At 57.1% G+C, this 9,813-nt stretch carries 8 protein-coding genes and 1 pseudogene; 2 read left to right on the forward strand and 7 right to left on the reverse strand.

The features are described from left to right. Positions 1-274: pseudogene (locus ENTHG_RS13345) on the reverse strand (2-isopropylmalate synthase); the annotation flags it as partial. A 373-nt stretch (positions 275-647) separates the two neighbouring features. Here ENTHG_RS13345 and ENTHG_RS26540 point away from each other — a divergent pair. Beyond that, positions 648-1,013 carry a YuaE family lipoprotein gene (locus tag ENTHG_RS26540; RefSeq protein ID WP_489884336.1) on the forward strand — a complete coding sequence of 122 codons (366 nt, stop codon included), beginning with the start codon at positions 648-650 and terminating at the stop codon, positions 1,011-1,013. Then, on the forward strand, positions 1,010-2,740 hold the full coding sequence (locus tag ENTHG_RS13355; RefSeq protein ID WP_044180425.1) for an FKBP-type peptidyl-prolyl cis-trans isomerase N-terminal domain-containing protein: 1,731 nt from the start codon (positions 1,010-1,012) through the stop codon (positions 2,738-2,740). The genes ENTHG_RS26540 and ENTHG_RS13355 overlap by 4 nt, the downstream gene beginning before the upstream one ends. 14 nt (positions 2,741-2,754) lie before the next feature. Here the strand turns inward: ENTHG_RS13355 and ENTHG_RS13360 are convergent, their stop codons facing one another. The 6 genes from ENTHG_RS13360 to ENTHG_RS13390 all read right to left on the reverse strand — a co-directional run bounded on the left by ENTHG_RS13360 (position 2,755) and on the right by ENTHG_RS13390 (position 9,738). Beyond that, positions 2,755-3,867 (reverse strand): AAA family ATPase, encoded by a 1,113-nt coding sequence (locus tag ENTHG_RS13360; RefSeq protein ID WP_044180427.1) that lies wholly within the window; start codon positions 3,865-3,867, stop codon positions 2,755-2,757. Next, the gene (locus ENTHG_RS13365) at positions 3,864-4,571 is read right to left on the reverse strand and encodes an RNA ligase family protein (RefSeq protein WP_044180429.1); all 708 of its coding nucleotides are present in this window, start codon (positions 4,569-4,571) and stop codon (positions 3,864-3,866) included. Before ENTHG_RS13365 ends, ENTHG_RS13360 begins: the two co-directional genes overlap by 4 nt. 263 nt (positions 4,572-4,834) lie before the next feature. Next, positions 4,835-6,373: a multidrug efflux MFS transporter permease subunit EmrB gene (gene emrB, locus ENTHG_RS13370; RefSeq protein ID WP_044180431.1), complete on the reverse strand. Its 1,539-nt coding sequence runs from the start codon at positions 6,371-6,373 to the stop codon at positions 4,835-4,837. A 14-nt stretch (positions 6,374-6,387) separates the two neighbouring features. Next, positions 6,388-7,560, reverse strand: a complete 1,173-nt coding sequence (gene emrA / locus ENTHG_RS13375) for a multidrug efflux MFS transporter periplasmic adaptor subunit EmrA (protein WP_044180433.1) — start codon at positions 7,558-7,560, stop codon at positions 6,388-6,390. Positions 7,561-7,685: 125 nt separating this feature from the next. Then, positions 7,686-8,216, reverse strand: coding sequence for a transcriptional repressor MprA (gene mprA / locus ENTHG_RS13380; protein WP_044180434.1), 531 nt, complete (start codon positions 8,214-8,216; stop codon positions 7,686-7,688). A 337-nt stretch (positions 8,217-8,553) separates the two neighbouring features. Beyond that, the gene (locus ENTHG_RS13390; protein WP_044180437.1) at positions 8,554-9,738 is read right to left on the reverse strand and encodes an MFS transporter; all 1,185 of its coding nucleotides are present in this window, start codon (positions 9,736-9,738) and stop codon (positions 8,554-8,556) included. Positions 9,739-9,813: the final 75 nt, after the last annotated feature.

Here is a 9,813-nt window from a genome sequence, read left to right on the forward strand (position 1 = left end):
GTTTCTCCTCTATAAGCTGGCGCACAAAGTTGAAGTCGGTTTGGGAGGCCGAAGGAAAGGCCACCTCAATCTCTTTAAACCCGCAGGCGAGCAGCAGGTTCCAGAACTGCAGCTTGCGTTCCGCGTCCATCGGTTCCGCCAGCGCCTGGTTACCGTCGCGCAGATCGGTGGAAAGCCAGCGCGGCGCGCGGGTCAGCTGGTTCTCAGGCCAGCGACGATCGGGCAGGGCAATGGGCGGGTAGGGCTGGTACTTCTCTGCGGGTGTGTTCAGCATAGTCTTCTCCTCTGTTTTTGACAGGATGCAGCGGTTGCCGGGCCGCCGCTTGCGCAAAACTGACAGAAGCTGTAGCGAAACGGACATTCTTTTTATAAGGGCAAACGGTAACCCTGTCAGGAATATTAAGTGAACCATGAATAAATAGAGGGGATATTTATCTAATAAATAAAACACTAATTATTCTCCCTCGGAGAATGATGAGTTTTATTTTGTAAAATGGAATCCGCCTCCAAAAAATAGCCGCTTTGGTTGTTATTTTATTTTTTCCATGATAATTTTTGCTACTCTTTCGCTACCAACTTTATCCGTCACGGGATTTACACATTTATTATTTGAATGTGTTTTCAGGTAATATAAATTAGAGGGTATTATGCGGTCATCTTGCTATGGATTAGGCACACTCTGCATTGTATTGCTGCTAAGCGGTTGTACAAAATCAACGTTATCTCGCACCACTCCCGGCACCCAGCAGAAGCCCGGGGAACAGCAGTGCTACCAGATGTTTTCCGCACTCAAAACGCTTGATAACGCATCCTTTAAAAGGTTTCAGCAACAATTCAGCGTTATCAATAATAATTATGAAGTGTATAAAAAGAATCAGGCGCTTATTGATAACGACTCCGCCGAGATAATCAAGCTGGAGCTGAATGAGAAAGTGGATGTGGTTTGCGCTCGGGTCCGCAGCGCGGTTTTTGCCAGCATGGCCAAACGTGCCAGTGACCTTAATAAGCTATGAAAAAATTATTAACTGTTGCTGTTATTCTTCTGTTTACCGTAAAGGCGGATTTAACCTATGCCGACTCAACGTTATTAATTGAACGTTTAAAAGATGAAGGGATGTTAATTCCGCAGGCTAATCCGCTCTTTATCGGCGGGGACGAAAAGCCCGCGGCTGTAAACCCGGCGCCACGCGTTGCGCCAGCTCCTGCGACTGCACCGCCTGGGAACAGGCCGCTAAAACCGTCTCCGCAAAAGCAACCTAAACGCCCGGCAGCAAAGCCGAATGCGGAGCTTACCCAGCTTAAGCGCAGGCTCAACAGCACAACGCGCGAGCTGGAGGCGCTGCGGGGCAAATACAACGCGCTGGCGGCGCGGCAGCCTGACGACGCCGCTGAACGCACTGAATCCCTGGCGAGCGAAAATAAACAGCTTCATCAGCAGCTTATGGCGGCAGAAAAACAGCTTGCCGACGTTTCGCGGCGCTATGAGAAACAAACGCAGGCGCTCACGGCTCAGGCAGAAAAAGTGCAGGCGAAGCTTGTTTCAACCCAGCTGACGCTGAATGAGAAAATCAATCAGCATACCGTGCTGGAACAGAAGCTCACGGCGCTTAGCAAACAGGACAGCGAAAAAGCCCAGCTGGCAGAGCAGCTTGCCGGGGCGCAGAAGCAGGGGGGCGAACTGCGCAGCCAGCTTACGGCGGCGATGCAAAAAGGCGACGCGCTGGAGAAAAAGGTCAGCGAACTTGAAGCGCAGGCCCAGGAGCGCGCTAAACAGAGTCTTCAGAACGTGCAGGCGCTGACCCGCGAAAAGCGCGCGCTGGAGCAGCAGCTGGCGACGCTGAGTACGGCAGACAGCGAAAAAGCGCAGCTGGCAGAGCAGCTTGCCGGGGCGCAAAAGCAGGGGGCGGCGCTGGCGAAACGCGGCGAAGCGCTCACGCAAGAACTGGCGCTGGCTACTCAGCAGCAGACGGAACAGGCGAAGCTTATCAAAAGCCTTGAGCAGCGCGTAAAGAAAGCCGGGGAAGAAAAAACGCAAAGCGACGCCAGCGCCGCCGCGTTGCAGGAGAAAAACACCGCGCTCGCCGCCGCGCTGGAAACGGAAAAACAGCCGCGCTATTCGCTTAAGAAACATACTTCTGAGCAGGCGAAGGCCAACTATGCTTTCGGCGCTTACTATGCCGCGAAGGTGATGTTTGAATTAAAACTGATTGAAAGCGCGGGGCTGGAGTTTGCTCCGGAGGCGTTCCAGCAGGGGCTGAAAGATAAGCTCAATAAAAAAGCGCAGCTATCCGAACAGGAGATCACCAGCATTCTGATGAATCTCGATCGCAAAGCCAGCGAAGCCAATGGCCGTGAAAGGGATCGCAACGTGCGGCAGGGGGAAAAGTGGGTCGCCCAGGCGGCGAAAGAAAAAGGCGCGAAGAAGGCGAAAAACGGCGTGGTGTATCAGGTGATAAAGAAAGGCGTGGCGTCGCCGGTGACCGAAGCGAACATTGTACGCTTCCGTTTTGACGAAAGGATCAGCTCCGGTAAGCGGATCTCGAAAGGTGAAATCAGAACGGCGCAGGTGGGGAAAATGCCGGAGATGATCCGGCAGGGTATGCTGCTGCTGGGTAACGGCGGAAAAGTTAAGGTCACGATCCCGCCGCAGCTTGCCTACGGCGAGCTTGGCGTGCCGGGCGTCGTGCCGCCCGGCGTGGCTTCCGAAATTGTCGTTGAGATCCTGAGCATCGAGAAGTAACCGCTCCGCGGGGCTCACTCTTCGATGCGGTACTCAACGCTGTGCGCTTCGTCCGGCTGCGGGACGTCCAGCTTTGCCGCCATACGAAGCATAACCGCTTCGGGCACCGCATAGTGACGACTGGCGTTCTGCTGCTGCCACTGGCGCCAGGGTACCTCCAGGTAAACAATTTTCACCCGCGCGCCATAGGCGGTAAACAGGCTGATAAGCTGCGTGCGGAGCTGGCGGGTAACGTTGGTCGCATTCCAGACAAAGTCCGTTTTTTGCCGCAGCAGCGCTCGCGCCTCTTCTTTCGCCATCTGCACGATCCGCCCGGTTGCCGCCCTGTCCTCAGGGCTGACCCCGTGGCGGCGGCGGATATCGTCAAGGCTCACCACCGGCATTCCATGGCAGTGCTCGCTGATATAGCGGTCTTTACCCATACCGGGCAGCGCGCTCAGCAGCGTCACCTCAAAAGGATCGCTCTCCCAGGGGGTAAAGTCTGGGGAACTGTCCGGGTGCGTCAGATAGTGCCAGCGCGCCGCCTGTGAGGCGAAGGGGCGAGCCTGCCCCCAGCATTGCTGCTCCTGACAGAAGAGTTCGAACAGGGCGATCCGATCGAGCATCTCCTGGCGGTCAGCGCAGACTCTCCCCTCCATATCGGCACGGGCAAGCAGCGCGAGCAGGCGGGTATCAATGCGCAGTGCGGCCGCCAGTAACAGCCGCTCGGGCGAGGGGCGTTCCAGCAGCCACAGCGGTAGCCCGTGCAGGCGCACTAATGCCGCAACCTGTTCACGGATGGCAAAGGGCGTTGGAATATCGCGCCAGAGAATCTGCCGCGCCGTCAGTTCGCCTTTACGGGCATGGCCCGGCGACTGGATGCGACCGTTTTCATCCTGCCGGGTGGTGCTGCGTTTTTCCACATCATGCAGCAGCGCTGCCGCCCAGACGATTTCCTGCTGCTGCGCTGGCAGCTGCTGCCAGCCCGGCAGGGCGGTCAGCGCGTTGAGCACCATGTCGGTATGAATACCAACATCCCCTTCGGCATGATGCTGCGGGTCCTGCGGCACCTGGTGCATCTCATCTACCCAGCTGAACATCTGGCGCAGCCGGGGCCAGCTTTTTTCTTCGCTAAGACGCCAGATCATGACGGCTCTCCGTACTTAAACTCGTGCGCCAGGCGGGCGCGCCGCCAGTTGCGTTTCCAGTGCTCCGTGGTCTTAACGTGATTTTTACGCACGTATTTAAAGACGTGATGGGCAAAATCATCAACCGGAAACGCACGGGCGTCGCGGACCACAATGCCTTCCTGCGTGCAGGGTTGACCGGTTTGCGTATCCCACGGGTCGAATGCGCCGCGGCTGTGGGTCAGTTCAAGAAACGTGCGCTGCCAGGCTTTTTCGTCAGCGCCAGGCTGCGGGCCGTTAATCTGCGGTACGCAGGGCAAATCAAACAGCGCGGCGTAAAACTGCACCTCTTCCCAGCTCAGCCACATCTCCTTACAGCGCACGGCAAACAGGAAAAAATCCTGCTCCAGGCCGTGGTACTCAATGGAATGGACGGCATAGAGGTTTTCGCCAAACAGTTCGAGATCGCCCAGATCGTTTTTCAGCAGCTGCCAGCGCTGGCGGATCTTGTGCGTCCAGGCAGACTGGGTGGGCGCTGCATGGGAGCGGGCAAAAACGCCGTAGCGGTTAAGACAGTTATTTTCACCGTCCAGCTTTTCGGTATAGACCAGCGTCGGGATAGCCTGCAGATCGCGCCAGTAGTCGGCGTTAATGCGGTCATCGCTGGTGGTGCCGGGGGAGAAGGGCAAATGCCAGGTTCTCCCGTATTTTCGTTGCGTATTCATGATAATCCGTTATTCGTGTTATTGATTCGCCCGCGCGGGGTGCGAGTAAGGGTTAAAAAATTAAAGGGGTGGAATGAATGTCAGCCCGCAAAAGAGGGCGCGTGTCTGAAAGGAGAAACAACCTGAGCGGGAGGCTCAGAACCGGTAAGGTGAATGGAAGTGTGGGGCGGCGTAAAGATACGCCGTTGTTGATGGGAAAACAACCACCAAAAAAAAGGGATCCGCAGATCCCTTTCATCAGTGGCCGTATAACAGGCTCGTGGTCAGTGCGCGCCGCCACCCCCGCCGCCGGTGCCGAATGGCGGCCTGGCGAACCACACCAGACCCAGCAGGATCAGGAAGACCCCTGCTGACATCCAGAAAATCTCATTGGCGGAGATAATCAACCCCTGGGCGGTAATCTGCTGTGCAATCCAGCCGGACGCCTGCTGCTGCGACATGCCTATGCCCTGCAGCTGGTTATAGATCTCCTGCGCGTTCGGGTTATAGGGGTTTACCGCTTCGGTAAGCTGGGCGTGGTGCAACGATTCCCGGTTAGTCCACAGCGTGGTGGTAATCGAGGTACCGATAGAGCCTGCCAGCGTACGGGTAAAGTTCGACAGGCTCGACGCGGCGGCCAGACGGTCAGGCGTCAGGCCGGACAGGGTGATGGTGGTCAGCGGCATAAAGAAGCAGGCCACCGCGAAACCCTGAATAAACTGCGGCCAGGCGGAGGCGCCGAAATCCATTCCCGGTTCAAACGTATAGGCGCGCCAGTAAAAGCAGACGGCATACATAATGAAGCTGAATGTAACCAGCCGCCGCATGTCCAGCTTGTGGGCGAAGCGGCCGATAATCGGCGACAGGATCACCGGAATAACCCCCACCGGCGCGGAGGCCAGCCCCGCCCAGGTGGCGGTATAGCCGTAGACCTCCTGCAGCAACTGCGGCAGCAGGACGATCGCGCCGAAATAGAGCATATAGGCAAGGCTGATACACAGGCAGCCGATGGTGAAGTTTCGTGATTTGAACAGCGAGAGATCGACTATCGGGTTTTCGTCGGTCAGCTCCCAGACAATCAGGAAGCTGATGGCGACCACCGCCACCACGGTGAGCACGATAATCTCCTGCGAGGCAAACCAGTCCAGCTCTTTACCGCGGTCCAGCATCACCTGCAGGCTGCCGATACCAATCACCAGCAGCGCGAGGCCGACCCCGTCGATACGCCGCTGTTCGGTACGGGTTTCACGGCCGCGCAGGGCCTGCATCGCCATCAATACCACCGCGATCCCGATGGGCACGTTGATGAAGAAAATCCAGCCCCAGTGATAGTTGTCGCTGATATAGCCGCCCAGAATCGGGCCGCAAATAGGCGCGACGATCACCGTCATTGACCACAGCGCCAGCGCGATAGAGCGTTTGGCGGGCGGGTAGTTGCTGAGCAACAGACTCTGCGACAGGGGAATCAGCGGACCGGCGACGATCCCCTGAATCACGCGGAAGAAAATCAGCATCGTCAGGCTGCTTGAGACGCCGCAGGCCCAGGAGGCGATAGCAAAGGCAATGGTTGACCAGAGGAACAGTTTGACCTCGCCAACGCGTTTCGCCAGCCAGCCGGTGATCGGGATCGAGATGGCGTTTGCCACCCCGAACGAGGTGATAACCCATGTCCCCTGGCTCAGAGATGAGCCAAGGTTACCAGCAATAGTGGGAATGGCGACGTTGGCGATAGTCGAATCCAGCACCTGCATAAAGGTCGCCAGCGATAGCGCAATGGTCATAATGACCAGCTGCGCCCCCTCCAGCGGTTTTCTCTGTTGCATTAGCGCACCTCAGATTAACCGGCGTTGGCCTTCACGATATCGTCGATCAGGGCGTTAACCGGCGTCAGGTCAAGCTCGCGAGCGTTACTTTCGTAAGCCGGGGTGGCGCGCACCTGGTTTGCCAGTACCTGGCCGTCGCGGTGAGTGGTATCAACCGTTACAAGCGTAGAGAGCCCGATGCGCAGCGGATGTTCGCCAAGCTGTTTTGCATCCAGTTCGATACGCACCGGCAGACGCTGCACTACCTTAATCCAGTTGCCCGTGGCGTTTTGCGCAGGCAGCAGCGAGAAGGCGCTGCCGGTACCCATATCCAGACCGACGACTTTACCGGTGTATTTCACGTCATCGCCATAGAGGTCGCTCACCACGGTGGCCGTCTGGCCGATACGCATATGCGCAAGCTGGGTCTCTTTGAAGTTAGCGTCCACCCACAGGCCGGAGGCGGGGACTACCGCCATCAGCGGCGTCGTCTGGCTGATTTGCGCGCCAGGCTGCACCGCGCGGCGCGATACATAGCCGGTGATGGGGCTGACGATTTTGGTGCGCTGCAGGGCAAGCCAGGCGTTACGCAGTTCCGCGGCGGCCTGTTTCACCGCCGGCTGTTCTTCCAGGCGGGTATCCAGGATCATCGCCTGGTTGGCGTTATATTGCTGAATGGCGACATCAAGCTGCGCCTGGGCGCTGGCGACGGCGTCACGGGCGTGCTGCAGCTCTTCACGGCCAATCAGGTTGGCGTTGCCCAGCGGAATGCGGCGGTTTAAATCGCTCTGCGCCTGGGCAAGGGCGGTGCGTTGTAGCTCAACGCTGGCCTGCAGTTGCTTGCTGTTAATCATCTGCTGGCGCGTCTGGCGAACGCTTGAAGCCAGCGCGGTTTGCGCCTTTTCGAAGGCTTGCTGGGCGTCGGTGGCGTCCAGCGTTACCAGCACGTCGCCCTGCTTAACGTAGTCGGTATTGTCAGCCCAGACTTTCGTCACGCTGCCCGATACCTGCGCCATGATCTGCACCTGGTTTCCCGCCACGTATGCGTCATCGGTCTCTTCGAAATGGCGCAGGACTAAAAACCAGTAAATCCCGTATCCAACGGCAATAACAATAAAGAGCAAGGTCAGCAGAAGAAGGGCGCCTTTGCGTTTGCCTCTCTTTTTGACCGGTTGCTGCGGGGCTTGGCTCTCCGCATTCACGCTCATGTTTTTCTCCACGTTCTTATTATTTGATATCGGCAGTGCCGGGTTGTTTTGTCAGAAAGGCCAGCAGTGTGACGTGCTGGCCTGTCGGAATTGATCAATCTGGATGCGTTTGGCAGGGGCTGGCGTTAGCGCAGCGCCTCCTGGACAACGCCCTCTTCGTCCATCTGGTCAAGGCGTGTCAGTAGCTTGCGGGTGATGCTTTCAAGCTGCTCTTTTTCCGTGCCGCTAAGGGACGACCACAGCTGGTGCAGGCAGTGGTGCTGCGGCGGCAGAACCTGGCGCAGGAACTCATGGCCTTTTTCGGTGAGTTGCAGATGCAGGCAGCGACGGTCATTGTCGCTTTCACGGCGCTCGATCCAGCCGCGTTTTTCCAGTTCATCGGCAATACGCGTGGCGTTAGTGCGGGAAGAGCCCAGCGCGCTGCTCAATTCTGAGGGCTGAATACTGTGGTTTTCCTGCGACTCAAGCGTAATTAACGCCATAAACAGTGTTTCGTTAATCCCTTGAGCTTTCAGCATTTTATTACGGTTTTCCAGCAGTTTGCCCTGCATATGCATGCAGAGACGAGTCAGCAGGATCTCCTGAAATGGAAAATCCTCATAACGGCTGGCGCGGAATTTAAGCATTTGTTCAATGGGGGTAAACGAACTATCCATCTGGGCATGACCTCATTAATTGCAGTCGATATAGTAACGACAGTGACAAATAATGTAAATGTATTATTTGTATGAATGGATTTGGGTGTTTATGGAACAGGTAGATGCTCCCTGAAAAGGGGGCCAGGGAGGCCTGGTTCAGGAAGAGAGCAGAAGCGGCAGCCTGTGGAAAAAACAGCTAAAGGGGGAGCGGGCTCCGTGGTTAATACTGCGCTGTCCATAGTGTGTTAAATATCACCTACGTTAAAATCACCGGGATAAATAAGTAATACAACCTTATCAGAGTCAGGGGCGTCTGGACACCCTGGATTTCCCGGTGATTTTGCCGCGCAGACCGTTATTCGCTGCCGGTCTGGCTGTGATAACCCCGCCACCACACGAGCAGGTTGAGCGCCGCAAAGCTCGCGCCCGCGATGCTTACGCCGGTCCAGCCCGCATGTTGCCAGGCCGAGGCTGAAATAAGCGAGCCTGCCGCGCCGCCGATAAAGTAGCTGGTCATGTAACCGGCGGTCAGGCGGTTACGGGCGTCTGGTTTGATGCGATAGATCACCGTCTGGTTGGTGATATGAACCCCCTGAACGGTGAGATCCAGCACCAGGATGCCGACAATCAGCGCCACAATGGAGTACTGACCGAGGGCGATGGCAACCCAGGAGAGAAGGAGCAGCGCCAGTGAAACCGTGGTGGTGATATGGGCTTTACCTTTATCCGCCAGCCCGCCCGCAGGACGCGCGCCGAGCGCCCCCGCCGCCCCCGCCAGGCCAAACAGGCCGATCACGCCTTCGGAATAATTAAAGGGCGGAGAGGCCAGCAGAAAGGCCATTGAGGTCCAGAGAATACTGAAATTGGCAAAGCTCAGGCAGCCCAGCAGGGCGCGGGTGCGCAACAGTTTGTTACCCGCGAAGAGAGTGAAAATAGAACCGAGCAGCTGCGGGTAGTTGAGATGGTTCTCCTGTTTGACCTTCGGCAGGCCGCGCCACAGCGCAACGGCCATCAGCACCATCAGCACGCTGGCCACCCAGTAAACGGTGCGCCAGCCGCCTATGCTGGCCAATAGCCCGGCGACGGTACGCGCCAGCAGGATCCCCAGCAGCAGGCCGCTCATTATGGTGCCGACCACTTTCCCGCGTTTTGCCGGCGTCGCCAGCGTCGCCGCCAGTGGCACCAGAATTTGCGCGACGACCGAGAAAAGCCCGGTTAGCGCGGTGCCCAGAATCATCATGCTCAGCGTCGTGCTGCTGGCGGTAATCAACATCCCCCCTGCGGCAAGCAAGGTCATGAAGACGATAAGCCCCCGACGCTCGAACATATCGCCGAGCGGCACCAGCAGCAGCAGACCGGCGGCGTAGCCAAGCTGAGCGGCGGTAACGATAAAACCGGCCTGGTTGGGAGAGAGCGCGAAAGCATTAGCGATGGTGTCGAGCAGCGGTTGCGCATAGTAGTTGCTGGCAACCGCCAGCCCCGTGGCGGCAGACATCAGCGCGATAAGCGCCGGGCTAAGTCCTTTTGAGGTTCTGGTCATGGGTTAAATGATTCTTTCGATGATTATTTTGGTGGAAACAATAATAACGAATGATGAAAGAAAGATGAGAGGGAT

The sequence above is a fragment of the Phytobacter massiliensis JC163 genome (assembly GCF_000321045.1).
Taxonomy (GTDB): domain Bacteria; phylum Pseudomonadota; class Gammaproteobacteria; order Enterobacterales; family Enterobacteriaceae; genus Phytobacter_A; species Phytobacter_A massiliensis.

What these genes read in the sequence shown, in the direction of transcription:
- ENTHG_RS26540 (WP_489884336.1), top strand. Translation starts at nt 648, where the DNA reads ATGCGGTCATCTTGCTATGGATTAGGCACACTCTGCATTGTATTGCTG.
- ENTHG_RS13355 (WP_044180425.1), top strand. Translation starts at nt 1,010, where the DNA reads ATGAAAAAATTATTAACTGTTGCTGTTATTCTTCTGTTTACCGTAAAG.
- ENTHG_RS13360 (WP_044180427.1), bottom strand. Translation starts at nt 3,867, where the DNA reads ATGATCTGGCGTCTTAGCGAAGAAAAAAGCTGGCCCCGGCTGCGCCAG.
- ENTHG_RS13365 (WP_044180429.1), bottom strand. Translation starts at nt 4,571, where the DNA reads ATGAATACGCAACGAAAATACGGGAGAACCTGGCATTTGCCCTTCTCC.
- emrB (WP_044180431.1), bottom strand. Translation starts at nt 6,373, where the DNA reads ATGCAACAGAGAAAACCGCTGGAGGGGGCGCAGCTGGTCATTATGACC.
- emrA (WP_044180433.1), bottom strand. Translation starts at nt 7,560, where the DNA reads ATGAGCGTGAATGCGGAGAGCCAAGCCCCGCAGCAACCGGTCAAAAAG.
- mprA (WP_044180434.1), bottom strand. Translation starts at nt 8,216, where the DNA reads ATGGATAGTTCGTTTACCCCCATTGAACAAATGCTTAAATTCCGCGCC.
- ENTHG_RS13390 (WP_044180437.1), bottom strand. Translation starts at nt 9,738, where the DNA reads ATGACCAGAACCTCAAAAGGACTTAGCCCGGCGCTTATCGCGCTGATG.